This window comes from Blastococcus saxobsidens DD2, from assembly GCF_000284015.1.
GTDB lineage: Bacteria > Actinomycetota > Actinomycetes > Mycobacteriales > Geodermatophilaceae > Blastococcus > Blastococcus saxobsidens_A.
Genome location: NC_016943.1, coordinates 51,219 through 73,837, shown reverse-complemented (window position 1 = coordinate 73,837; position 22,619 = coordinate 51,219). Strand labels below are relative to the sequence as shown.

The following is a 22,619-nucleotide window of genomic DNA, read 5'->3' as shown; positions in this document are numbered from 1 at the left end:
ACCCCAAGAGACGTCAGGCACCTCCCAATCGGGTTGCCCAGAGTTACGTTCCCCCGGTGCATCGTGAACAACGGAGTTCCACTCGCGAGGCCACCGCTGGATGCAGCCGTCAGGCGGGGGGCCGGGATTTCGATGAGCCCTATGCGCTCGGCATCGACATCGGTGACGAGACGGTCACCGCGGCCGTCTGCCACCCGGACGGCACGGCGGCCCCCGTGCCGGTCGATGACGCGGTGTGCGCCGCGGCCGCCGTGCGGCTGGCGGCGGTCGGTGGCATCGGCCTGATCGATCAGGCCGATGCCCGCCCGCGGACGGCGGCCCCGGTCACCCGCCACCTGATGTCCCGGGTCGGCGTCCCGGTCCCCCTGCTGGTGGCGGGGCACCCGGTGCAGGCCGCCGACCTCGTGGCCGCGGTGGTGGCCGCCGTCCAGTCCCTCGCAGCGGCGCAGGAGGGCCGTCCGACGTCCTGGACGGTCCTCGCCGTGCCCCCCTCGTGGGGGCCGCACCGGCAGGCCGCCCTGACCGAGGCGCTGGCCGAGCACGCCACCGGCCCGGTCTTCCTGGCGTCCGGCGCGGTGGCGGCCGCCCGTCACCAGCTCGCGGACGGAGACGGCGCCGGCCGCACCGTCGCGGTCTACGACCTGGGCGCGAGCACCCTGGACACGGCGGTCGTCCGGGCTGCCACCAACGGCGGCCCGGCGCACGTCGCCGTGCCGCCCGCTCCGCTCGCGTGGGGCGGGCGCGACGTCGACGACGCCGTCCTCGGCCACGTCGTGGCCGCGCTGTCCGGCGGACCGCGGGCGACACCTGAGGTGCGGGCGGCGCTGGCCGGGCTCCGCGCCCAGTGCGTGACGGCCAAGGAGGCGCTCTCCACCGGTACCCACGTCCGGCTGGACGTCGACCTGCCCGCCGGGACGACGACGCTCCGGGTGGTCCGGGAGGACCTCGAGGAACTGCTGACCGATGACGTCCGCAGCACCGTCGACACCCTGCGCCGCACCGTCGAGAGCGCCGGGCTCCGGGTGACCGACCTCGACGGCGTGCTCCTCGTCGGCGGGGCCGGGCGGATGCCCCTGGTCGCCGAACTGCTCTCGGCGGAGCTGGGCCGGCCGCTGCTCGTGCCCGAGGACCCTGCGCTGGCCCTCGCCCTCGGCGCCGCACGGCTGGGTCTGGACGCCCTGGTCGCCGGCGCCGGGGCGGGAGGCGGCACGAAGCCGGCCGACGGCGACCACGGGGAACCGGCCGCGGTCGCATCCGACGGCGACGACACCGGTCATCCGGCCGCCGCGGTGGCCCCCCGGCGGCAGGCCGTCCGGCGCCCACCCGCCGCGCGGCCGTCGCGCACCCGATCGCCGGTCGCGCCGGCCGGCCGGCGGAGTGGCCGCCGGGTCGTCGTCGTCGGCGGGGTGCTCGTGACGCTCCTGGCGGTACCGGCCGCCTTCGGGCTCCCGCAGAGCCGGGAGACGGCCGGCACGGGCACGGCGGACGCGCTCGCCGCGGCCGAGGACCGCAACGCCGGGTGGCCGTCCTCCTGGTGGCCGGCCGCGGCAGCGGAGGCCGCCGGTGACCAGACCGGTGACGTCACCCCCGGCACCGCGGCGGCCGAGGGCGCCGACCAGGTGACCGGGACGTCCCTGGCGGCGGCGCGGCGGATGGCCGCCCCCGCCGCTGCGGACCCGGCGGACGAACCCGTCCGTGCCACGTCCGGTGGGCGACCGGCCGGCGGGAGTACCGGCACCGAGGACCCCGACGTGGCGACCGTTGCCGGCAGCCCTGCCCCCGCGGAGACCACCACCGGCCCGAGCCCGTCGGCAGACGTGGCGCCCGGTACGCCCACCAGCCCGGCACCCACCACCGGGACGACGCCACCGGCCAGCACATCCACCACCAGCGCTCCACCGGCCAGCATCCCCCCGAGCAGCACCCCGCCGCCGGCCAGCACCCCGTCGCCTTCGACCCCCACCACCGGCGCACCCGAGCCGGCGACCCCCACCACCAGCACCCCGCCGCCGGCGACCCCCACCACCACCAGCGCTACCGGACCGGGGTCGGACACCGGCTCCGCGCCGGAGACCGGCACCACGCCGGAGACGGGAACGCAGACGGCGCCGGAGACGGAAACGGCGCCGGAGACGGCCCCGCCGGCCGAGCCCACCGGGAGCGACCGGGGAACCGCGGCATGAGCGTCGACGTCCGCACACCCGTTCCGACACCGATGCGCAAGACCGAGGAGGACCCCTGCTGGCCCGGCTCCCCCCAGGCGATGGCCCGCCGGGTGGTGCATGAGCAGGTCGCCGGCGACGGTGCCACCCACGTCGCCGTCCTCGGTCCCGGGGGCACCGGCAAGACCACGTTGCTCGCGGAGCTGGTGAGGCTCTACCGGCGGGCCGGCGTGGCGGTCGTGGACGCTCAGGCCGCGCCGGAGCCGGGCGAGGTGACCGACCGGCTGGTGGTCCTGGTGGACGACGCACACCGGCTCACCCCCGGCGCCGCCGGCCGGCTGCGGGTGCTGCTGCGGCATCCGCTGGTCGGGATCGTGGTGGCTTACCGCCCGTGGCCGCGGCCGCCGGCGCTGCAGGAACTGATCGAGGCGATGGCGGGTGACCGGCGCCTGGTGGTGCTCGGTCACCTCGACCGCGACGTCGTCCGCGGCTGCGCGGAGCACCACCTCGGCCCGGCGGCTGCGGCGGTGGTCGACCCGGTGCTGCGCCAGACCGGTGGTCTGCCGGCCTTGGTGGAGCCCATGCTCCGCGCGCTCGCCGCGGCGGGCGCCGCGCGGCAGGGCGCAGCGCTCGCACCACGAGGTGCCGTTCCCGGACCGGTGGGGATGGCCGAGACGCCCGGCGTGGTGAGCGAGCAGATCTGCGCCGCCCTCGCCGACCTCGATCCGTGCACCCGGGCGGTGCTCCACGCCCTTGCCGCGGGCGCGCCGCTGGACGCCGAGCTGCTGGCCGAGCTCGTGGGCACCGCGGACGCCACCGACCTCGTCCAGCGCGTTCAGACGACGGGTGCGCTGCTCGCCACCGGGCGGGTCGTGCCGGCCATCGGCAGCGCCCTGCTGTCGACCACGCCGCACGACGTGACCCGGTCGGTGCGCCGGCGCCTCTTCACGCTGCTGCTCGACCGCGGCGAGGAGCCGGTCGAGCTGGCCCGCGCGCTCGCCGCCGACCGGGTGCGGGAACCGCGGGTGGCACGGCTGCTGCTCGAGCAGGCCGACGCGGCCCTCGCCGAGGACCCGGGGCTGGCCGGGGCGCTGCTGTCGGAGGCCGTGGACGCCGGTGCACCCGCCGCCCCACTGGCTGTGCGCCGCGCGCTGGCGGCCGCCCTCGTCGGAGACCTCGACGGCGCGCTGCAGTGGGCCGATCCGGCGCTGCGGGACGAGTCGGCTCCCGGCCACCGCCAGGCCGCCGGCATCACCGCCGCCGTGCTGGCGCAGCGAGGACTGCTCACCAGCACCGCCGAGCTCTACCGGGTGGCCGGACCGCAGCGGGCCGGCTCGACGGCGCTGGCACTGCTCGCGGTGGGGGCCCGGGAGGATGCGGAGGCGGAGCTGGCCTCGACCGAGGGTGCGGCCGGACGCTGGTCGCCGCACCTGGTCTCCGGCTGCGAATCGCTGATGGCCCGAGGCGTGCTGGAGTCGATCCGCCCGGGGCCGAGCACGGCCGAGGCGGCGACGACCGCGCTCTCCACGCTGACCCGGGCAGCCACGCTGCTCGAACCGGTCGGGCGCACCGCGCTGCTGATGGACACCCCGTCCGCGCTCGCCGCGCTGGTCGCGCTGCACACCGGTGAGCTGGGCAGCGCGGAGTCGGTGCTCGAGCGGGCGCTGGCCGCGGACATCGGCGGGCCGCCCGCCCGGTCGCGCCACCTGCTGCTGCTGGCCTGGACGGCGATGCTGCGCGGCCGCATGCCCATCGCTGTGGAGCGGATGAACGAGGCCCGGTCGGGACGGGGACCTCTGGAGCCGCGCGACGAGCTCTTCCTGCGCGCTCTGGAGGTGGGGCTGGCCCGGCGCGCGAGCGACCTACCCGCCCTGCTGCGGGCGTGGGGCCGGGCGCGGGAGGCCGTCGTCCGGCACCCGGTCGACCTCTTCACGCTGCTGCCCCTGGGGGAGCTGGTGGTCGCCGCCGCCCGCCTGGGCGAGACCGCGCGCCTCGCCCCGCACCTGGCCGAGGCCGAGGCGCTGCTCGCCCGGCTGGGGAACCCGCCGTTGTGGTCGACCTCCCTGCACTGGAGCGGCGCCCAGGCGGCGATCGTCATGGCCGACCCGGCCATGCTGCAGCCGCACGCCACCGCACTGGTCAGCGCCGCGCGCACCAGTTTCTACGCGGCCGTGCTCGCCGACGCGGGACGCAGCTGGCTGCGGGTCCTCGTGGGGGACATCGATGCGGTGTCGGTCCTCACCGCCGCCGAGCGGCTCGCGGGGATCGGGCTGACCTGGGACGGCTCCCGACTGGCCGGGCAGGCCGCCGCCCGGGCGACGGATTCCTCCGACCGGAGCTGCCTGCTGCAGTGCGCCCGGGTGCTCTCCGGCGACGACGAGCCGCGCCACGTGTCGACGGGCGGGGCGGCCCCGCACGGCCGGGCGCAGGCCGAGCCCGGCGGCGTGCTCAGCGCACGAGAGCGGGAGATCGCCGCACTGGTCGTCGAGGGGCTGACCTACCGGGAGATCGGTGCGCAGCTCTACATCTCGGCGAAGACGGTCGAGCACCACGTCTCGCGGATGCGTCAGCGGCTCGGTGCCAGCAGCCGTTCGGATCTGCTGGCCCGGCTGCGGGCGGAATTGGCCGAGGGGGCCTGAACCGACCCGGACCAGCCCCGCGGGACGTGTGCACCTGCCGCCGGGCGGGCGGTTCCGACCCGACAGCAAGGCGTTCAGGGGTCGCCGTCGCCGGCGACGCGTTCACCGGGCCAGGGACACGCAGGCCGGGCAGACGTCGGTGGCGCGCACCGGCCACTGCTCGCCGGGGCTGACCCGGGCCAGCGTGCCGCAGACGGTCAGCTCGCAGGCGCCGTCCACCTCGGCCGCCGGCCGGTGCACCTCGACGGCGTGCCACAGGGCAGCCGTCGGGCCGTGGGCCCGGCTGCGGGCGGCGGCGAAGACGGTCGTCACGGACATCATGGGAAGGACGTCGGCAGCACCGCCGGCCCCGATAACCGATGCGGCGCCGGATCTCCCCCGGAAGGAGGAGATCCGGCGCCGGGGGATCCGGCGCGCGGTGTGGCGGCCGGGTGCCAGGATGCGGTCATGGAGCTCACCAAGCACGGGCACGCCTGCGTCGTGCTCACCGACGGGGACCGGCGTCTGGTCATCGACCCGGGCGCATTCACCGACCCGGCCGCGCTCGAGGGCGCCGGCGCGGTCCTGGTCACGCACGAGCACGCGGACCACGTGGTGCCGGACCGGCTGCGTGCCGCGCTGGAGGGGAATCCGGGTCTCGAGGTGTGGACCAACCGGTCCGTGGCGGCCCTGCTGGAGGGGGCCGGGGACCGGGTGCACGTGGTCGGCCACGGCGACGCGATCACGGTCGCGGGCTTCGACGTCCGGGTGCACGGGGAGCTGCACGCGGAGATCCACCCGGACCTGCCCCGGGTGGCGAACATCGGTTTCCTGGTGGACGGCCTGGTCTTCCATCCGGGCGACGCGTTCACGGTGCCCGAGGTGCCCGTCGCGACGCTGCTCCTGCCCCTGCAGGCCCCGTGGTCCCGGACGGCCGACGTCATCGACTACGTGCGGGAGGTCCACGCCGACCAGGCGTTCGCGGTGCACGACGGGCTGCTCAACGACACGGGCCTCGGCGTCGTCCACGGGCTGCTCGGGGAACGGGGCCCGGGGACCCCGACCCCGATCGGCCGGCTGGCCCCGGGGGAGACCGTCGAGCTCTGACTCCCCCGGCGACCGGCCGGGTCAGTGCCGGACGGCGCGGCCCGACCGGCCCGCCATGCCCGCGTAGGCACCGACCAGCACGAGAGCGGCGACGACGGCGATCACGAAACCCACGACGTTGAGCTCGAAGATGTCGCCGGCGCCGAACAGGCTGGCGATGAAGCCACCGATGACCGCGCCGAGGACACCCAGCAGCAGGGTCGCGACGATGCTGATGGACTGCTTGCCGGGAAGGATCAGCCGGGCGAGCGCGCCGATGACCAGGCCGATCACGATGAGACCGAGAATGTCGAACACAGCGTTCTCCTTCGTTCGACCGGCGCTGCGGTTCCGGCAGGAAGCCGGGCGCACCACGCCGGTGCACGACCCGCTCCAGTACCCCGCAGCGTTACAGTGATGCGTCATTCCCTCGATCGAGCTTGTGATCAGCGTCGTTCACGCGGTATTCGCGGCGCGGGCCACGTGGGCGGGCACCTTCGCCAGTTCCGCGTCCACGGTCCGCCGCACCAGCCGCCGCATCGCGCCCCGCTGCAGCCGACGGACGACCCGGCCACCCACCGGCTCGTGGGTGACGGTGATGGAGACCTGGGTCCCACCGGCGGACGTCCCGGCCAGCTCGAGCCGCGTCGTCCAGGTCTCCGGGGTCAGGTCCAGCCGGGTGACCACCAGCCGGGGTTCGTCCCAGGCGAGGATCTCCCCGCGCGGGGACCCCGGCCGGGGCGCAGCGCCGGCGAGCTCGCCGGGGGCGCAGACGAACGTCGTCCCGACCTGCGGGCCCGAGCCGGCCCGGTCGACGACGTAGGAGACGTCGCAGACGGCGCAGTACGGCTCGAGCACCGCCAGCGCCCGCCACACCTCGGCCGGGGGCTGGGGGACCTCGCGGACGCCGGTCGCCGTGGTCATCTCAGCGTCCTCCCACCGACACCTCGAACTCCACCTGGCTGACGTCCGGCCGCAACCGGGAGAAGCTGTGCACCAGCGGGCGGCCGCCACCGTCGCGGACGGTGGTGCGCACCACCAGCAGGGGGGAACCGGCCACCACCCGGAGCAGCTCGGCCTCCTCGGGCGCGGCGGTGCCGACGTCGACGACGATGCGCCCGTGCGCCAGATCGGCGCCGTACTCCCGCCGCAGGTAGTCGTACAGGGAGCCCTGGCGGAAGTCTTCCACCGCGGCCGCGGGGTAGAGCTTCGCGGGCAGGAAGCTGTGCGCGACGTGGTTCGGCGCACCGTCGACGCTGCGCAGCCGGACCAGCTCGACGACGTCGGCCGCGGAATCCAGCGTGAGCTCGGTCCCGACCGCGGCCGGCGCCGGCACGATCCGCTGGGTGAGGACCGTCGTCCCGACCTGGGCGCCCTGCTCGGTCATGACCGAGTTGAACCCCGCGATCCGGTGCACGAAGCTCTCGCGGTACTCGTGCCGGATCGCCGGTCGGGTCACGTACGTGCCCCGACCCTGCTCCCGCACGAGGTGCCCGTCGGCGACCAGGCCGTCCACCGCCCGTCGCAGCGTGATCCGGCTGACGCCGTACTCGGCGCACAGCACGGGCTCCGGTGGCAGCAGGGTCATCTCGGGCAGCGCGGCGACCCGGCGCCGCAGATTCTCGCGGACCGACAGGTACTTCGGTCCGGAGACGGGGCTCACCACGCGGTCAAAGGTACTGCCAGAGCAGACGTCTGGTCGTCATGTCGTATGAGACGTCACATCCGGAGGGGCTGGGACAGCTCACGTGCGGGGCGCCCGCAGTTCCACCACGGTGACCTCCGGACGCGCCCCGATCCGCATCGGCGGGCCCCAGTACCCGGCTCCCGACGTGACGTACAGCTGGGTGTCGCCGTGTCGGGAGAGGCCCTCCACCGTCGGCTGGTCCAACCGGATGGCGTAGTCGAAGGGCCACAGCTGACCGCCGTGCGTGTGCCCGGACAGCTGGAGGTCCACGCCCGCCGCAGCGGCCTGCTCCACCATCACCGGCTGGTGCGCGAGCAGGACGACCGGCGTCGAGTCGTCGCGTCCGTCCAGCGCGGCGTCGAGGTCGGCGCCGTGACCGGGGAGGCCGGAGCGCGCGGCCGTGCGGTCGTCGATGCCGGCGAGGTCGAAGGTCGCGCCACCGCGGCCGATCGCCACCCGTTCGTTGCGCAGCACGTCCACGCCGAGGGTCGGCAGGTGCCGCATCCAGGCCCGGGTGTCCACGAAGTACTCGTGGTTGCCGGTGACGAAGTAGACGCCCTGCTCGCTGACCAGGTCGGCCAGCGGCGCCACGTCCTCTCGCAGCTCGTCGACGTTCCCGTCGACCAGGTCCCCGACGATCGCCACGACGTCGGGGCGCTGCTCTTTGACGATCTCCACCAGCCGCTCGAACCGCCGGCCGCCGTACGTGGCCGAGAGGTGACCATCGGAGAAGGTGACGATCCGCAGCCCGTCGAGGGCCGGGTCCAGCCCGGGCAGCGCCACCGGCACCCGGCGCACCACCGGTGCGGCGTTGGCGAAGTAGGCGCCGGTGCCGGCAGTGCCGAGCGCCACCGCGCCGGCCGTCACCGCCAGACCCCGGGCGAGGAAGCGCCGCCGGTCGATGGCCGCGGGGTCCCCGTCCTCGCTGTGCACATCGGTTGCGACACCACCGTCCTCCCGGACGGCGCTCTGCACATCGCCGTGCTGCCGGACGGCATTGCGATCAACTGCCGTCCCCGACTCACGCTGAGCCGCTTCGTCGTCCCTGCCCGGACCCCTCCGGGGCCCACTCGGGACGACCGTTCCGGAGGTGTTCTTCGTGATCCACCGGTTGCCCGCCCAGCGCACGGGCTCCAGGACGACCAGCGCCAGGACGGCGTAGAGGGCGATACCCAGCCAGCTGTAGCCGATCCAGCTCAACGGGGAGGCGGCGTCGATCGAGAGCGCCCCGCGGGAGAGCACCGCCGCGACCGGCAGCACGGCCAGCACCACGGTGAGCGCGGTCAGCCGGCGGCGCAGCCGGCCGGGCCCGGTGGTGCTCCTGACCAGCCGGAACCAGAGGTAGGCGTGCAGCAACCCGACGGCCAGGAGGACCACGGTCCCGAAACCCAGCAGGCCGATGACGGACAACAACGGCCTCCGGGGCTCCAGGGTGCGGTGACGCGGGTGCGGGTGCACCGGGCGCAGAGGGTGGACGATCAGGAACGGCGCGGCGTTCCCGGAGGCCGGGTCAGCCCGCGCCGCCCAGCCGGGAGGAGAGCGCGAAGGCCACCTTGGAGGCCCGTGGCGACGGCTGGGCACCGGCGGCCACCAGCGCGTCGCCGACGGCGCTCAGCAGCGGCTCGTCGCCGTCGACCAGCTCCACCTCGACCTCCCGCCAGGACCGCACCTCCGGCGCCTCGTCCTGGCCCCCCGCCGCCACGGTCGCCGTCACCGTGTCGTCGGCCAACTCGGCCAGCACCCGGCCGGACGCGTCCCGCAGCGCGGTGACCACCCGACGGGTCCGGAGCACGACCACCGGCGCCGGACGCTCCCCCTGCAGCAGGTCGGCCACCATCTCCAGCAGCTCGGGAGGTGCGGTGCCCAGACCGCGGTCCAGCGGCAGGTGCAGCTCACGGCGCGCCGTACCGGCGGGCAGCTTCAGGTGCCAGCCCTCGTCCGGCCCCCCGGTGCGCCGGCGCAGCGTGACCCGGCCGCGGACCAGCCGGAGGTCGGCCGTGTCGTGGTAGACCGCTGCCAGCTCGTGCGTCACCGGGGGGTCGACGGCGGCGACACCTGGGACGCCGTCGAGCGGGGGCGGTACGAACGCCGCGTCGACGTCGAACTTCCGCTCGATCTCGAGCTGCTCGGAAACCACGGGCCGACCGTAGGACACCACACCGGCCAGCAGCTCCCCCGCCCGCTGGCTACGTTGACCGCCATGGCCTCGAAGCGCCCCGACCGCCGGTGGACCCCGGCGATGGCCCTGCCCTGGGCGGTGTGGGCGCTGGTGCGCGGAACCGGGACCGAGCGCGGCTTCCCGCTGGTGCCGGCGCTGGCGTTCACGCCCTACGCAGCGCTCACCGCGGTCGTCCCGCTGACCGCGGCCGTCCGCAGCGGGTCGCGCACCGGCGCGCTCCTGGCCGCCGGCGCCGGCGCGGCCCTGGGCGCCGCGGTGCTGTCCTCACGCAGACGGGCGGGAGCTGTCCCGCCCGAGGGCGCGAGGGTGCGGGTCGCCACGGTGAGCCTGCGGCTGGGACTCGTCCCGGCCGAGCCCGTCCTCGAGCTCGTCCGCCGGCATGCCGTCGACGTCCTGGTCGTGCAGGAACTCACGCCCGACGCGGAACGGCGCCTGACCGGCGCCGGCCTGCACCGGGAGCTCCCCCACTCCCACGCCGTCCCGGCACGGCGGGGCAGCGTCGTCTCCGCCTCGGGCGCCGTCTGGAGCCGGTGGCCCGTGGCCGCGCGCGGCGCGGTGCCCGGCGGCTTCGAGCAGCCCACCGTCCGGCTGCCCGTCGCCGGGAGCCCCGACCTCGAGGTGACGGCGGTGCACACCCGCCCGCCGGCCACCTCGCCCGCCGCCGTCCGGAGCTGGACGGCGGACCTCGCCGCGCTCCCCTCCCCCACGCCCGATGCGCTCCGGGTGCTGGCCGGCGACTTCAACGCCACTCCCGACCACGCCGCGCTCCGGGCCGTCCTGGCCCGCGGCTACGTCGACGCGGCGCAGGCGGTCGGGCGGGGGCGGGTGTGGACCTGGCGCCCGCTCCGGCTGCGGTTCCCCCGGCTGACCCTCGACCACGTCCTCGTGGACCCGCGCGTCGCCGTCGCCGGCTGCGCGCACGTGCCGGTCGCCGGCAGCGACCACCGCGCCCTCGTCGTCGATCTGGCGCTGCCCGCGCACTGACGCTGCGGCGGCGATGTTCGTCCGGCCACCCGGCTGGGCAGCCAGGGAGGAGGGGCGCGCACCGGCGTGTGCCCCACGGAGGGGAGCCGACCCATGTTGAGCGAGCGCGAGGTGGCCGCCGCGATCGGCAGCACCGCCTACGGCGACGGTGGCGACAAGCTGGGCACCGTCGAGAGTTTTTTCGTCGACGACCGGACCGGTGAACCCACGTGGGTCGCGGTGACCACCGGCCTCTTCGGCACCCGGCACTCGGTCGTGCCGGCCGCGGAGGCGACCTGGGACGACGGTGCGCTGCGCCTGCCGGTAAGCGCGGAGGCGGTCAAGAGCGCCCCGGCGATGAGCGGCAACCACCTCGAGCCCGGGGAGGAGGCGGAGCTGCGCCGGCACTACGGCATCACGGACGGCGGCCGTGCGGACGCGGACACCACGGCGCCGGTCGCCGACGCGCCGCTGGCCGGCCCTACCGACACCGTCGCCGTGCCGGCGGTGGCCCCGGTCCCGCCCCCGGCGGCCGGCACCGCCACGGCGGGCGAGACCGACGGCGCCATGACCCGCAGCGAGGAGCGGCTGCGCGTGGGCACCGAGCGGGTGATCGCCCGACGGGTGCGGCTGGTGAAGTACGTGGTCACCGAGGAGATGCAGGTGACCGTGCCGATCCGGCGCGAGGAGGTCCGCCTCGAGGAGATACCGCTCGGGGACGCCGACCCGGCCGGGGACGCGGTCGGCGGCGAGTCGCTCGTCGCCGCGGACGCGGCCAGCGGCGGGCTGCCCGGCGAGATCGTCCTGCACAGCGAGCGGCCGGTCATCACCGTCGAGGTGGTGCCCGTCGAGCGGGTGCGGGTGCGGACCGAGATCGTCCAGGGCCAGGAGACGGTGACCGAGCAGGTGGAGCGCGAGCAGATCACCGTCGACGAGAGCGGCGTGGCGGGCCGCTGACGGACGGTCAGCCGCGCCGGTCGGGCAGGAATCTCAGCCGGTCGCGGGTGGCCGCCACCTCGGCGGCGTCGACGTCGGCCAGCACGAGCGTCTCGGTGCCGGCAGCGGTGGCCAGCAGCTCCCCCATCGGGCTGACGATCCGGCTGTCACCGGTGTGCTCCGTGCCGTCCCCGGCCGTGCCCACCCGGTTGCAGCCGACCACGTAGGCCTGGTTCTCGATGGCCCGGGCCTGCAGCAACGTCTGCCAGTGCAGCCGGCGGGCAGCCGGCCAGTTCGCCACCACGACGTAGAGGTCGGTGTCCGGGGCCGCGTGCCAGAAGACGTCGGCGAAGCGCAGGTCGTAGCAGACGAACGGGGTCACCCGCAGGCCGCCGATCTCCACGGTGACCGGCCCCTCGCCCGCGCGGAAGCGCTCGTGCTCGCCGCCGTGGGTGAACGGGTGCAGCTTGCGGTAGCGGTGCGTCGTCCCCTCCGGGCCGGCCAGGACGAACGAGTTGTACGGAAGCCCTGCCTTGCCCCCGTCCTCCCCCCCGCCGCCCGGCGCGATCTCCGGGCAGCTGCCGCCGACCCAGACGCCGTGCTCGGCGGCCTGGGTGGCGAGGAACCCCGCCGACGGCCCGTCCTCGGGCTCACCGATCCCCGGGGTCATGGAGAACCCGGTGGAGAAGGTCTCGGTGAGCAGCACCAGCTCCGCGCCCGCTGCCGCCGCCCGCCCCACCTGGGGGGCGAGCCGGCGGAAGTTGGCTTCCCGGTCCTCCCACACGATGTCGTGCTGCACCGCCGCAACCTTCATGCCAGCCTCCTCAGCCGCTCGACCGCCTCGGCGAGCACCGCATCGCTCTTGCAGAACGCGAACCGCACCAGGTGCCGCCCCAGGGCGGCGTGTTCCTGGGTGTAGAAGACCACGGTCGGGATGGCCACGAGCCCCGCACGGCGCGGCAGCTCCCGGCAGAACGCCAGGCCGTCGCCGTCCGGCTGCACCCCGCGGACGTCGACCGTGGCGAAGTAGGTGGCCTGCGGGCTGACCACCGGCAGCCCGGCCTCCCGCAGCCCGGCGACCAGGACGTCGCGCCGGTACTGCAGGTCCCGGGCGATCCCGGCGAAGTAGCCGTCGGGCAGCCGCAGCCCGTCCGCCACCGCCGGCTGGAACGGGCCGCCGTTGACGTAGGTGAGGAACTGCTTCGCGGTGCGGACGGCGGCCACGAGCGGCGCCGGCCCGCAGACCCAGCCGATCTTCCAGCCGGTGACGTTGAAGGTCTTGCCCGCGCTGGAGACGACGAGCGTGCGCTCGCGCATGCCCGGCAGCGTGGCGAGCGAGACGTGCCGGGCGCCGTCGAACACCAGGTGCTCGTAGACCTCGTCGGTGAGGACGGTCAGGTCGTGCGCCGTCGCCAGCTCGGCGAGCACCGCCAGCTCGGCCGCGGCCAGGACCGTGCCGGTGGGGTTGTGCGGGGAGTTGACCAGCAGCACCCGCGTGCGCGGGGTGACGGCGGCGCGCAGCTCGGCCTCGTCGAAGGTCCAGGCACCCTCGCCGTCCGCCGGCGGGTGCAACGGGACGGGCTGCACCACGCCACCGGCCATGGCCACCGACGCGCTGTAGCTGTCGTAGATCGGTTCGAAGAGGACGACCTCGTCGCCGGGCTCGAGCAGCGCCAGCATGGCGGCGGCGAGCGCCTCGGTGGCCCCGGCGGTGACCAGCACCTCGGTGCCGGGGTCGTAGCCGAGCTCCTGGAACCGCTGCTGGTGCTCGGCGACGGCGGTGCGCAGCTCCGGGATGCCGGGGCCGGGCGGGTACTGGTCGGCGCCGGTGCCGATGGCGGCCCGGGCGATGTCGAGCACCTCCGGCGGGCCGGGGTAGTCGGGGAAGCCCTGACCGAGGTTGAGCGAGCCGGTCTCCACGGCGAGCGCGCTCATCTCGGCGAAGACCGTCGTCCCGAAGCCCCGGAGCCGGGATGCCAGCGGTGCGCGCATGCGGCTCTCCTGCCCGGCGGTTCCACGTGGAACCGCTCTGTCACTGCCGAGTCGTGAGCTCCTCGGGCTAGCCGATCCGGACGTCGTCGTACCCCCCGATGGCCACCACGTCACCGGAGCGCAGCTGCCGGCCCCGCCGCTCCTCCGGCTCACCGTTGACGGTGACGGCGCCCGACACGAGCACGTCCTTGACCTGGGCGCCGGTGGGGACGGCGTCGACGAGCTTGAGCAGCTGGCCGAGCCGGATGCTGTCCTCGCCGGGACGCAGGTCGATGGTGCGCACGCCGATCAGTCTGCCCGTCCGTCGGGGAGGAGCTCGTCGCCGACCCGGACGACACCGGGATCGAGCACGGCGGCGCGCACGGCCAGCAGCCCGTCCCGCTCGCGGTGGATCGTCTTGAGCACCGAGGTGTCCCGGCCGATCCCGCCCGGCTGCGGACGGGTGGTCATGACGCATCGCGGGATGCCGACGCCGAGCCGCAGCCTGACCCCGCCCAGGTCCGCCTCCTGTCCCCGGAGCTCCTCCTCGCCGGCGCCGTCCAGGACGACGTTGGCCCGGAACCGGCGGCGGTCCCAGGTGCCGATCGTCCCGGTCGAGACCAGGGACAGCCGGATCCGGGGGCTGTCGTGGAACGGACCGGGCGCACCCTCCCACTGCAGCCACTCGGTGGGGTCCGGCACCTCCTCGTCGGCCGGCGTCTCGTAGCTGGGCGCCGCACCGTCGGCGGTCGCCTCGCGGAGCTCCACCCGGCGGCCCAGCCAGTCGGACAGCACGTCCTCGTCGGCGGTGACCGTGCCGTCGGGGAGCACGACCTCGACGCCGCCGTCCGGGCGCACCCGGGCCGCGCCGAACAGCAGCTCGGGCACCCGGCGGGCGGTGAGGCCCAGGCCGGTGCCACGATCGAAGAGCGCCCAGCGACGGTCGCCGACGGTGCCGAGGACACCCATCTGCGCCTCGGTCAGCCGCTCACCCTGCAGCGACTTCACCGGGTACCGCCACAGCTCGATGACCTGCACGTCAGGCCGCCGGGTTCCAGGCCAGGGACCAGCTGCCGGTCCACTCCTGGCCCGGTTCGAGGACCAGCAGGTCGGCGCCGTCGGCGAGCGCGTTCGGCGGGCAGGTCATCGGTTCGACAGCGAGGCTGCGCCGCCACTGGCCGGCCGGCAGGGTGTCGCCGGTGTAGATCTGCAGCCACGGCCACGCGGCGTCGACCGAGATCACCAGCTCGCCGGCGCTGCCGCTGAGCCGGACGTTCGCCCAGCCCTCGGCGTCGCGGGCGAGGTCGGTGAGCGGGGTGTCCAGCGCCCGGTCGCCGATCCGGCCCACCGCGCCGTCGAAGGGCCGGCGCTCCCCCGTCGGCATCCCGCCGTCGAGGACCAGCTCGGTGCGGGCGGGCAGCGCCAGCTCGGCGTCGCCGATACCGCCGTCGGCCGTCGCGCCGACGGAGAGGTAGGGGTGGAAACCGGCGCCGAAGGGCGCCGGCCGGTCGCCGGCGTTCCGCACCCGAAGGGTGCTGGTCAGCCGGTCGTCGCTCAGCACGTGGTCGACCGCGGCGGCGAGCCGGAACGGGTAGCCCGCGTGCGGCTCGATCGTCGTCCCGACCGTGACGGACCGGTCCGCTTCCGCCAGTACCGACCATGGCTGCCAGGCCACCAGCCCGTGGATGGCGTGCGGCTCCACCGGTGACTGGACCTCCAGCTGGAACTCCTCGCCCTCCCACGACCACCGGCCGTGCCGGAGGCGGTTGGGCCAGGGCACCAGGACAGCGCCGCGCCAGCCGGGGGCGACGGTGCCGGGGGCGTAGCCGTCCAGGACCTCCCAGTTCCCGACCGCGAGCCGGCGCAGCGTCCCGCCGCGGAGGTCCACGGCCAGCCGCGCGTCGCCGGCGGTCAGCTCGACGTCACTGGGCGTGGTGGCGGGCCAGGGGGCGGACGACGGTGGCATGGCGCCACTCCACCACACCCGGGGCACCGGCTCACGTCCTGGTCGTAGCACGTATCCCCCTGGCCGACCGGATCGGCTGTGCATACCGCAGATCCGTCCACAGGGCCGTTGACCTGCGGTTTCTGTCATCGCCGGCGCCTATGGTGCGTACAGGTGCTCGATCGGATGTGGGGAAGGAGGCGGTCGGCGGTGTCGTCCTGGCGGTCGGTGCTCGACCAGCTCGCCGCGCTCGATCCCGCCGACTTCGACCGGTGAGCGTCCGCGCCGGCCCGGCGCCACCGGGACCGGGATGACGTCGGAGGACCATGCAGGGGGCCGGGCGGAACGACGCCCGCCCGGTCCCCCGCATGCCCGGATCGCGGCCCGTCAGGGGTGGTAGGTCACCTGCTCCGCGAACTCCACGACCTGCTCCTGCGTGAACGCATCGGGCACCTGGAGGGTGAAGGTGGTGCCGTCCTCGAACTGCCCCTGGAGGTACCAGCCGCGGTCCCTCGGCCCGCTGTCGACCCGCACCAGCGCCGCCGGCCGGCCCTGCACCGTCACGTCGAGCTGCGGACCCACGGGGCCCATGAGGTTCTCCCGCACCTGCTCCAGCGGGGGAACGTCCTCGGGCAGCGGCACGTGCACCGTGACCGTCTGCTGCTCGTAGGCATCGTTGACCAGGGTGAGGACGCGGCCCATCTTGAAGAACTGCACCGACCAGCCGGCCGGGGCGAGTTCGGCGGTGAGCGTGGCCCGCTGCGGCCGGTCGACCAAGGACTCGGCGACGGCCACCAGCTCCGAGGTCCGGCTGTACCGGCCCTCCCCCGACATCACCACCCACTGGTCCTCCGCTCGTTCCCAGACGAGTTCGGCGAACCGCTCGCGCTCGCAGACGGTCAGGCCGTCCTCGCAGTACAGCTCGCGCACCCCCCGGACGAGGTCGGCCGCCACCCCGTCGACCGTCACCTCGTCACGTCCGCTGACGTCGACGTGCGCGTAGGCGTCCTCCAGCCAGTCGGGCTCGTCCTCGTGGATCCCCACGGTGAACCTGTCGTCGCCGTCCGCCGAGTCGTACTCCGCGAAGCCGGCGGACTCGCCGTCACCGCTGAACCCCGGCGCCATCCCGGCGGGAGCCGGATCGAGCGACAGTGGGAACGTCGGCGTCTGGAAGTCGACGAGGGTGACGCTGTCGGCCGGCGTCCCGGGGCCGTCGGGCGCGGCGATGACCACGGCTGCGGCCCAGGCGGCCGCCGCGGTGACGGCGGCCAGGCCGAGGCGGAACGAGACCTTCCGGCTGGGGACCCGGGAGCGCCGGGAGGCCGGGCCCTCGATCTCGGCCAGCAGCGAGGCCCGGGCGGACCGCCGGGCGGCGGCGGACAGCGGCGGCGCCTCGGGGCCCGCCTCGCGGAGCAGGGCGAGGTCGTTCATCGGTCCACCTCGGAGGTCGGGTCGTCGGGGGAGATGCCGCCGAGGGCGGCGCGGGTCTGGCGGCGGGCGCGGTGCAGCCGGGAGCGGACCGTCCCGACGGGGACGTCCAGGACGGCGGCGATCTCCTCGTAACCGAGCTGGCCCCAGGCCAGCAGCAGGAGGGCGTCGCGGTCCCGGGGTTTCAGGCCGGCGAGCGCGGCGGCCAGCGGCCCGCGCAGCGCCTGGGCGTCCAGCCGGTCGGCGGAGTCGCCCGGGTCCGCGCCGTGCCGCTCGGGCTCGGCGGCGGCCCGGGCGAGGGCCTGGTACCGGCGCTGCTCGGTGCGGACGTGCCCGTGGACGACGTTGGTCGCGATGCCCAGCAGCCAGGGCCGCACCTGGACGTGCTCGGGCCGGTAGGCCGCGCGCCGCCGGAAGGCGATCAGGAAGGTCTCGCTGAGCAGGTCGTCGGCCAGTTCACCCACGCGGCGCCCGAGATACCGGTGGACCGTGGTGGCGTGCCGGTCGAACAGCGGGGCGAACTCCGCCGGGTCGTCGACCGACCGGGCGATCAGCTCGGCGTCGCTGGGCAGCGCATCGGGGAGGGCGCGCAGCCGCGGGGGCTCGGCCGGTGGCCCGGCCGCCCGGTGCATCGCCGTCGGAGTCACGGCTGGTGATGATCCGGCCGCGAGGGGTGAAGTCGTCACACCCTGAGATGTCCGGAGCGGCGGATCCGGTTCACCGGGGCGAACCTTGCACTGGCCCGCCTTCCACACGGAGCTGTGCAAGACACGTCCGCCGGAACCAGATGCTCTAGCCTGAGCCCCGACCTTCACTGCGGTCAGCGGCGCTTTTGCCCAGCTTCCTAGACTGCACCGACGAGGAAGCTGGGTAACTACTTCACCCTGGAGGCATGCGGTGTCTATAGAAGCAGACTCCGCCCCCCACGTCGTTTCAGGTGATCTCTCTGATTCGTTGTTCCGGGCGCTCGCTGATCAGCCTATGATTGCATGCGATCTCGAAACATCGGGCCTCGACTGGCGCGTTGAAAGAATTGGGACCATCCAGCTGTTTTCACCCTCGACAGGCACCGTTATTCTGCAGGCGTCGAGCCGCCCTCCAGACCTACTTGCAGCCTTGATGCAGAGGCCGAGCGTCGTGAAGGTGTTTCATCACGCCCCGTTCGACCTTGGCTTTTTACAAGCGGATTGGTCAATCACCACCAGAAATGTCCGCTGCACGAAAGTAGCGTCCAAACTCGCCTTTCCAGAGGCGCCATCCAGTGACCATAGCTTGGCGTCTTTATTGCGCACCCAACTAGGCGTGGCAGTCGCAAAGGGGTCCGTAAGGACCAGTGATTGGATGTCTTCAGAGTTGACCGCCGAACAGATCGAGTATGCCGCCAATGACGTTCGCTTTTTACTTCCCCTTCTAGGCAATCTGACTCACCTGCTGGAACAGCGTGGCAGGCTAGATCTCTACCACGAGTGCTGCAGCTTCTTGCCATCACACGCCCGCCTAGAGACCGGCGGCTTTCCGGATATCTTCTCCTACTGACAGCTCACGCTCTGGACGACAGAGGCTCCCATGAGTCCCCTGAAAACGGGCGGTACATGGGCCGCGGGACGGCCGTAAGACGCACAAGGAGCCGGAGGTGAGGCGGGGCTTCTGGGCCGTTGACGTGCTCTACGACAACGTCCGCAGACTCGGGATCTGACGTCATGGCATGAAGATCGTTCAGAAATAGATCCGGTACCCACCCCAAGGGGAAGCCATCCTCCATAGCCGTGATCACGGCAGATGGGTTAACCGGATTCTGCGGCTCACTGATGAGCCGAAGGCGCTGACCTCTACTCAACAACATGAGGCGGCGTTCAAGGTCTTCACGCGTCACGTCGCTTGTGACTCCATGGAGGATCAGTGAACGACTTGGAACGTGTCGCACACCGTGCACAAGGAAGCTACACGTCAGTTCCCCTGAAGAAAGCGTTTCCGGCTCCGGAAAGAGCTGGAGCACGTCACCCTCTCGCCCGCCGCCCGAGCGCGCCATCTGTTCCCAAGGCGTCGCATCTGCCGATAAGCCCAAACGCTGGACATAGCGATCATGATCAGGGCGCCGCGTATCCATCACTCTCTGCGCGAAAAGAGGGAAAAGATGATCCGACTCATACGTACGCCGAAGTTCAGGGAAGCCAAGGAGGGGTCGGAATCCGTCAACCGATTCAGCGTTGCGGATATAGTTGAAGTGATAACGTGATCCATCAAACTCAAGCAGCGCCACCGGGGAAATCTGGCGTGTCTCAGGGTGCTGCCAGGTGACGGCGAGCCGACGAACGACCGGCCCGTCCGCGCGCTCTGCGCCACGCGGAGCCGTCTCAGTGGCACTCATGCAGCAACCTTTCCTTGTTGATCTTCAAGACCTCAGACGCGAAGCTACGCGCGGGGTCCGACAAAACCGGGAGACGGTGGAGGATCTCCATGACTGTGTCGTCTGTCACAGTGAGCAGCGCTTCGATCCAATGTGCGCGCGACACTGGCGACGCCAGCTCGAGCGCACGCGCCGCAAGGCTTACCAAGCTGGGCGGCTTGCCGCTGTGCTCGAAGCGCCAAGCGGTGCCCCTAGAGGCCCAGGCTGCAACTCCACCAGCCTCCAACATCTGCTGGCGCTTCGGATCTGGAACGTTGAACCCGAGGCAACCAGCCTGGTCGTAGGCGCCGCAGAGTCGGATCGGCTCGTCGGGTTGGTGCGGGTGGAGAACCGACCAGTTCTCATCGTGTCTGTCACGGTTTGCGATCCACGCGTCGAGCACCAGCATGCCTGCGAACGTGTCGAAGGCCGACAGCTCGCTCGGGAGCTGAGCATTAGGCGGCGGAAGCGCGTCCCGAAGCACAGTCTGGATATTTTCCAGGCTGTGCCCCGGGCGGCCGGTGGGATTGTGGGCGCCAGGTATGTAGCCATCGATGAGACCACTAAGCAAGACGGCACCGTTGTGCATGTCATAGCCAGCAGGGCGCAAGTTTCGCGACACGGCGCCTTGCTGACTGCCGCGAACGGCTACCTCAATCTGCGCGCAGGGTAAGCCCAGCGCACACGCAAGCTCGCTAGCTGCCTTCTCGGCCCAGTCCTCGCCGTGAACCACCGACCCCTTTATGGTGATCGGCTTGAAGAGCCAGCGCTCGTCGCTGGTCGGGTGGGCGAGCCAGAGCTTCTCATCGGCGCCTGCCGGCTCCTCAGCTGCAACGCGCCAGTCCGTGACGTCGAGCACCGGGAAACTGGGCAGGGCCACAACCCGACAGTAGTGGGGTCGTGGCCGTAAACGGGACCGACTCTCCATTCTAGGGCGCTCGCCTGCAGGCAACCCGTGGGCCCGTGTCCTCAGCGTCCGAAGCAGCGATCGCAGGTTCGTCAGCAGGGGCGCCGCCGCACGACTTTAGCTCTCGCAGTTCTCGGTGCCGTAGGTGGTGACGGTCTCGACGGCGGCGAGGAACTCCTGCGCGTCCTCCTCGGTCAGCGCGCCGCTGCCGATGGCGGCGTCGAGGTCGCCGTCGGACGGAAAGGTCTCGGCCATGAGGTCGGCGGCTTCCTGGACGTCGTCGCCGGCCTCGTCCGGAACGTTCTCGGCCAGTTCCTCCAGCTCGGCCTTGGCCTGGTCGACGTCGGCCTCCTGGATCTGGTCGATGGCCTCGTACTGCGCGCAGAAGTCGTCCACGCCGGCGCCACCGCAGGCGGTCAGGCCGAACGGCGGGGCGGCCGCGGCGGCGACCAGGGCGAGCTTCCGGATACGCATGGGGTTCCCTTTCCGGGTGCGGACGGGAGCGGTACCGGTCCGGCCGCGGCGATGACGTCGTGCACACCCTCACACACCCGCACCGCTGACCGGCTCCGTCCGGTCACCGCCGGGATCAGGCCCTGTCGAGGTCCTTCTCGAAGAACAGCGAGCCGGCGGCGTCCGGGTCCTCCCCGTAGGTCCCGAACGGGCCGGTCCGCCGGTAGCCCGCGCCGGAGTACAGCCCGGCCGCCTCCGGCTGCAGCGGACCAGTCTCCAGCCGGAGCGTGGTCCACCCCCGGGCACGGGCGGCGTCCTCCAGGCCGGTCAGCACCATCTTCGCCAGGCCCCGCCCCCGGGCGGCAGGTGCCACGTACATGCGCTTCACCTCGGCCACGCCGTCCCCCAGGTCGCGGAGGGCGCCGCAGCCGACCGCCGTCCCGTCATCGTCCCGCAGCAGGAGGGTCGCGCTGATGTCCGCGGCCGAGGGCGGCCGGCCGGGCTCCTCCTTGCCGCCGTAGCGCGCGCGGATCTCGGTCTGCTGGTCGGTGCTGAGCCGCTGGACGTCCGGGTCGTCCCAGGCAGCCGCCTCGATGATCACGAGCCGGATCCTCGCAAGACCGGCCCGGCCTCCCGGCGGTACCGTCCGCTGAGCACCCCACCGAAGGAGCACCGTGCCGGTCGACCGCGAACTGCCCAGCCCCGAGGCCGCCGATCTGCTGGCCCTCGTCCGCGAGATCGCCGATGCCGAACTCGCCCCGAAGGCAGCGGAGTACGAGCGCGAGGAGCGCTTCCCCCGGGAGGTGTTCCGCCTGCTGGGCGACGCCGGCCTGATGGGCCTGCCCTTCCCCGAGGAGGTGGGCGGCGGGGGCCAGCCGTACGAGGTCTACCTGCAGGTGGTCGAGGAGCTCGCCGCCCGGTGGGCCAGCGTCGCGCTCGGCATCAGCGTGCACACCCTGTCCTGCTCCCCCATCGCGAACTTCGGCACCGAGGCCCAGCGCCGCGACCTCCTTCCCGAGATGGTCGGCGGCAACCTGGTCGGCGCGTACTCGCTGTCGGAGGCGCACGCCGGCTCCGACGTCGCCGCCATGCGTGCCACCGCCACCGCCACGGACGACGGCTGGGTCGCCCGCGGTGAGAAGGCGTGGGTGACCCACGGCGGGCACGCGGACTTCTACTCCACGTTCCTGCGCACGCCGGCCGACGGGGCTGCGGGGGCAGGTGGTGGGAGGGGACAGAGCATCAGCTGCTTCCACCTCACCCCCGACCTGCCCGGATTCAGCGCCGCGAGACCGGAGGAGAAGATGGGCCTCACCGGCTCCACGACGTCGGCCATCCGGCTGGACGACGTGCCGATCCCCGCCGACCGGCTGGTCGGCGAGCCCGGTCGCGGCATGGCGATCGCGCTGGCCGCGCTGGACTCCGGCCGGCTGGGCGTCAGCGCCGTCGCCGTCGGGCTGGCGCAGTCGGCCCTCGACGTCGCCGTCCGGTACGCCGTGGAGCGGGAGGCCTTCGGCCGCCCGATCGCCGAGCACCAGGGGGTGGCCTTCCTGCTGGCCGACATGGCCGCCGCGGTGGAGTCCGCCCGCGCCACCTACCTGGTCGCCGCCCGCCGCAAGGACGCCGGCAAGCCGTTCTCCCGGCAGGCCAGCATCGCCAAGCTCGTGGCCACCGACGCCGCCATGAAGGTCACCACCGACGCCGTCCAGGTGCTCGGTGGCGCCGGGTACACCCGGGACCACCCGGCCGAGCGCTACATGCGCGAGGCGAAGGTCATGCAGATCTTCGAGGGCACCAACCAGATCCAGCGGATGGTGATCGGCCGGCACCTCACCTCCGGGGTCGTGCCACCCGCGGGCTGACCCGTTCGCTTCGCCGGCCCACGGGTGCACGCTTCT

23 protein-coding genes are annotated in these 22,619 nt (G+C 73.6%); 7 read left to right on the top strand and 16 right to left on the bottom strand.

What is annotated here, in order from left to right; genetic code table 11:
- Nucleotides 1-56 precede the first annotated feature (56 nt).
- Nucleotides 57-2,183, top strand: coding sequence for an Hsp70 family protein (locus BLASA_RS26160; RefSeq protein ID WP_014373990.1), 2,127 nt, complete (start codon nt 57-59; stop codon nt 2,181-2,183).
- The gene (locus BLASA_RS00310; protein WP_231839517.1) at nt 2,180-4,801 is read left to right on the top strand and encodes a LuxR C-terminal-related transcriptional regulator; all 2,622 of its coding nucleotides are present in this window, start codon (nt 2,180-2,182) and stop codon (nt 4,799-4,801) included. Before BLASA_RS26160 ends, BLASA_RS00310 begins: the two co-directional genes overlap by 4 nt.
- A gap of 102 nt (nt 4,802-4,903) precedes the next feature.
- On the opposite strand, the gene BLASA_RS00305 is transcribed toward BLASA_RS00310, so the two are convergent.
- Nucleotides 4,904-5,119 (bottom strand): hypothetical protein, encoded by a 216-nt coding sequence (locus BLASA_RS00305; protein ID WP_166486423.1) that lies wholly within the window; start codon nt 5,117-5,119, stop codon nt 4,904-4,906.
- Nucleotides 5,120-5,248: 129 nt separating this feature from the next.
- On the opposite strand from BLASA_RS00305, the gene BLASA_RS00300 reads away from it, so the two are divergent.
- Entirely contained in the window at nt 5,249-5,887 is a 639-nt protein-coding gene (locus BLASA_RS00300) for an MBL fold metallo-hydrolase (protein WP_014373987.1), read from the top strand.
- Nucleotides 5,888-5,908: 21 nt separating this feature from the next.
- On the opposite strand, the gene BLASA_RS00295 is transcribed toward BLASA_RS00300, so the two are convergent.
- The 5 genes from BLASA_RS00295 to BLASA_RS00275 form a co-directional block, all read right to left on the bottom strand.
- Nucleotides 5,909-6,184 (bottom strand): GlsB/YeaQ/YmgE family stress response membrane protein, encoded by a 276-nt coding sequence (locus tag BLASA_RS00295; protein WP_014373986.1) that lies wholly within the window; start codon nt 6,182-6,184, stop codon nt 5,909-5,911.
- A 138-nt stretch (nt 6,185-6,322) separates the two neighbouring features.
- A complete protein-coding gene (locus BLASA_RS00290; protein ID WP_014373985.1) occupies nt 6,323-6,790 on the bottom strand; it encodes an SRPBCC family protein in 468 nt (155 codons plus the stop codon).
- Nucleotide 6,791: 1 nt separating this feature from the next.
- A complete protein-coding gene (locus BLASA_RS00285) occupies nt 6,792-7,532 on the bottom strand; it encodes a GntR family transcriptional regulator (RefSeq protein ID WP_014373984.1) in 741 nt (246 codons plus the stop codon).
- A 78-nt stretch (nt 7,533-7,610) separates the two neighbouring features.
- Complete coding sequence (locus BLASA_RS00280) at nt 7,611-8,963, bottom strand: metallophosphoesterase (RefSeq protein WP_014373983.1); 1,353 nt, start codon at nt 8,961-8,963, stop codon at nt 7,611-7,613.
- Between the two features lie 100 nt (nt 8,964-9,063).
- On the bottom strand, nt 9,064-9,690 hold the full coding sequence (locus BLASA_RS00275; RefSeq protein WP_014373982.1) for a CYTH domain-containing protein: 627 nt from the start codon (nt 9,688-9,690) through the stop codon (nt 9,064-9,066).
- Between the two features lie 63 nt (nt 9,691-9,753).
- On the opposite strand from BLASA_RS00275, the gene BLASA_RS00270 reads away from it, so the two are divergent.
- Nucleotides 9,754-10,716 carry an endonuclease/exonuclease/phosphatase family protein gene (locus BLASA_RS00270; protein ID WP_014373981.1) on the top strand — a complete coding sequence of 321 codons (963 nt, stop codon included), beginning with the start codon at nt 9,754-9,756 and terminating at the stop codon, nt 10,714-10,716.
- Nucleotides 10,717-10,809: 93 nt separating this feature from the next.
- On the top strand, nt 10,810-11,652 hold the full coding sequence (locus BLASA_RS00265) for a PRC and DUF2382 domain-containing protein (RefSeq protein ID WP_014373980.1): 843 nt from the start codon (nt 10,810-10,812) through the stop codon (nt 11,650-11,652).
- Nucleotides 11,653-11,659: 7 nt separating this feature from the next.
- Here the strand turns inward: BLASA_RS00265 and BLASA_RS00260 are convergent, their stop codons facing one another.
- From BLASA_RS00260 to BLASA_RS00230, 7 genes are all read right to left on the bottom strand, one after another.
- Complete coding sequence (locus BLASA_RS00260) at nt 11,660-12,445, bottom strand: nitrilase-related carbon-nitrogen hydrolase (protein ID WP_014373979.1); 786 nt, start codon at nt 12,443-12,445, stop codon at nt 11,660-11,662.
- A complete protein-coding gene (locus BLASA_RS00255) occupies nt 12,442-13,623 on the bottom strand; it encodes a pyridoxal phosphate-dependent aminotransferase (protein WP_014373978.1) in 1,182 nt (393 codons plus the stop codon). Before BLASA_RS00255 ends, BLASA_RS00260 begins: the two co-directional genes overlap by 4 nt.
- A 67-nt stretch (nt 13,624-13,690) precedes the next feature.
- Nucleotides 13,691-13,906, bottom strand: coding sequence for an RNA-binding S4 domain-containing protein (locus BLASA_RS00250; protein ID WP_014373977.1), 216 nt, complete (start codon nt 13,904-13,906; stop codon nt 13,691-13,693).
- 5 nt (nt 13,907-13,911) lie between these two features.
- Nucleotides 13,912-14,640 carry an MOSC domain-containing protein gene (locus BLASA_RS00245; protein ID WP_014373976.1) on the bottom strand — a complete coding sequence of 243 codons (729 nt, stop codon included), beginning with the start codon at nt 14,638-14,640 and terminating at the stop codon, nt 13,912-13,914.
- Nucleotide 14,641: 1 nt separating this feature from the next.
- Nucleotides 14,642-15,568 (bottom strand): aldose 1-epimerase family protein, encoded by a 927-nt coding sequence (locus tag BLASA_RS00240; protein ID WP_014373975.1) that lies wholly within the window; start codon nt 15,566-15,568, stop codon nt 14,642-14,644.
- 366 nt (nt 15,569-15,934) lie between these two features.
- Entirely contained in the window at nt 15,935-16,978 is a 1,044-nt protein-coding gene (locus BLASA_RS23155) for a hypothetical protein (RefSeq protein WP_014373974.1), read from the bottom strand.
- Nucleotides 16,975-17,622 (bottom strand): RNA polymerase sigma factor, encoded by a 648-nt coding sequence (locus BLASA_RS00230; protein ID WP_197536251.1) that lies wholly within the window; start codon nt 17,620-17,622, stop codon nt 16,975-16,977. The genes BLASA_RS23155 and BLASA_RS00230 overlap by 4 nt, the downstream gene beginning before the upstream one ends.
- 250 nt (nt 17,623-17,872) lie before the next feature.
- Here BLASA_RS00230 and BLASA_RS23870 point away from each other — a divergent pair, with 250 nt between their 5' ends.
- The gene (locus BLASA_RS23870) at nt 17,873-18,511 is read left to right on the top strand and encodes a ribonuclease D (protein WP_166486422.1); all 639 of its coding nucleotides are present in this window, start codon (nt 17,873-17,875) and stop codon (nt 18,509-18,511) included.
- Nucleotides 18,512-19,329: 818 nt separating this feature from the next.
- On the opposite strand, the gene BLASA_RS00225 is transcribed toward BLASA_RS23870, so the two are convergent.
- The 3 genes from BLASA_RS00225 to BLASA_RS00215 form a co-directional block, all read right to left on the bottom strand.
- Nucleotides 19,330-20,220, bottom strand: coding sequence for a HipA domain-containing protein (locus tag BLASA_RS00225; protein ID WP_166486421.1), 891 nt, complete (start codon nt 20,218-20,220; stop codon nt 19,330-19,332).
- A gap of 165 nt (nt 20,221-20,385) precedes the next feature.
- Nucleotides 20,386-20,742 (bottom strand): hypothetical protein, encoded by a 357-nt coding sequence (locus BLASA_RS00220; RefSeq protein WP_014373969.1) that lies wholly within the window; start codon nt 20,740-20,742, stop codon nt 20,386-20,388.
- A gap of 115 nt (nt 20,743-20,857) precedes the next feature.
- Nucleotides 20,858-21,322 carry a GNAT family N-acetyltransferase gene (locus BLASA_RS00215; RefSeq protein WP_014373968.1) on the bottom strand — a complete coding sequence of 155 codons (465 nt, stop codon included), beginning with the start codon at nt 21,320-21,322 and terminating at the stop codon, nt 20,858-20,860.
- A gap of 73 nt (nt 21,323-21,395) precedes the next feature.
- Between BLASA_RS00215 and BLASA_RS00210 the strand changes: the two genes are divergently transcribed.
- On the top strand, nt 21,396-22,583 hold the full coding sequence (locus BLASA_RS00210) for an acyl-CoA dehydrogenase family protein (RefSeq protein WP_014373967.1): 1,188 nt from the start codon (nt 21,396-21,398) through the stop codon (nt 22,581-22,583).
- Nucleotides 22,584-22,619: the final 36 nt, after the last annotated feature.

Excerpts from the sequence above, each read along its gene's own strand:
- BLASA_RS00310 (WP_231839517.1), top strand. The coding sequence starts at position 2,180 with ATGAGCGTCGACGTCCGCACACCCGTTCCGACACCGATGCGCAAGACC.
- BLASA_RS00305 (WP_166486423.1), bottom strand. The coding sequence starts at position 5,119 with ATGTCCGTGACGACCGTCTTCGCCGCCGCCCGCAGCCGGGCCCACGGC.
- BLASA_RS00300 (WP_014373987.1), top strand. The coding sequence starts at position 5,249 with ATGGAGCTCACCAAGCACGGGCACGCCTGCGTCGTGCTCACCGACGGG.
- BLASA_RS00290 (WP_014373985.1), bottom strand. The coding sequence starts at position 6,790 with ATGACCACGGCGACCGGCGTCCGCGAGGTCCCCCAGCCCCCGGCCGAG.
- BLASA_RS00270 (WP_014373981.1), top strand. The coding sequence starts at position 9,754 with ATGGCCTCGAAGCGCCCCGACCGCCGGTGGACCCCGGCGATGGCCCTG.
- BLASA_RS00265 (WP_014373980.1), top strand. The coding sequence starts at position 10,810 with ATGTTGAGCGAGCGCGAGGTGGCCGCCGCGATCGGCAGCACCGCCTAC.
- BLASA_RS00260 (WP_014373979.1), bottom strand. The coding sequence starts at position 12,445 with ATGAAGGTTGCGGCGGTGCAGCACGACATCGTGTGGGAGGACCGGGAA.
- BLASA_RS00255 (WP_014373978.1), bottom strand. The coding sequence starts at position 13,623 with ATGCGCGCACCGCTGGCATCCCGGCTCCGGGGCTTCGGGACGACGGTC.
- BLASA_RS00240 (WP_014373975.1), bottom strand. The coding sequence starts at position 15,568 with ATGCCACCGTCGTCCGCCCCCTGGCCCGCCACCACGCCCAGTGACGTC.
- BLASA_RS23155 (WP_014373974.1), bottom strand. The coding sequence starts at position 16,978 with ATGAACGACCTCGCCCTGCTCCGCGAGGCGGGCCCCGAGGCGCCGCCG.
- BLASA_RS00220 (WP_014373969.1), bottom strand. The coding sequence starts at position 20,742 with ATGCGTATCCGGAAGCTCGCCCTGGTCGCCGCCGCGGCCGCCCCGCCG.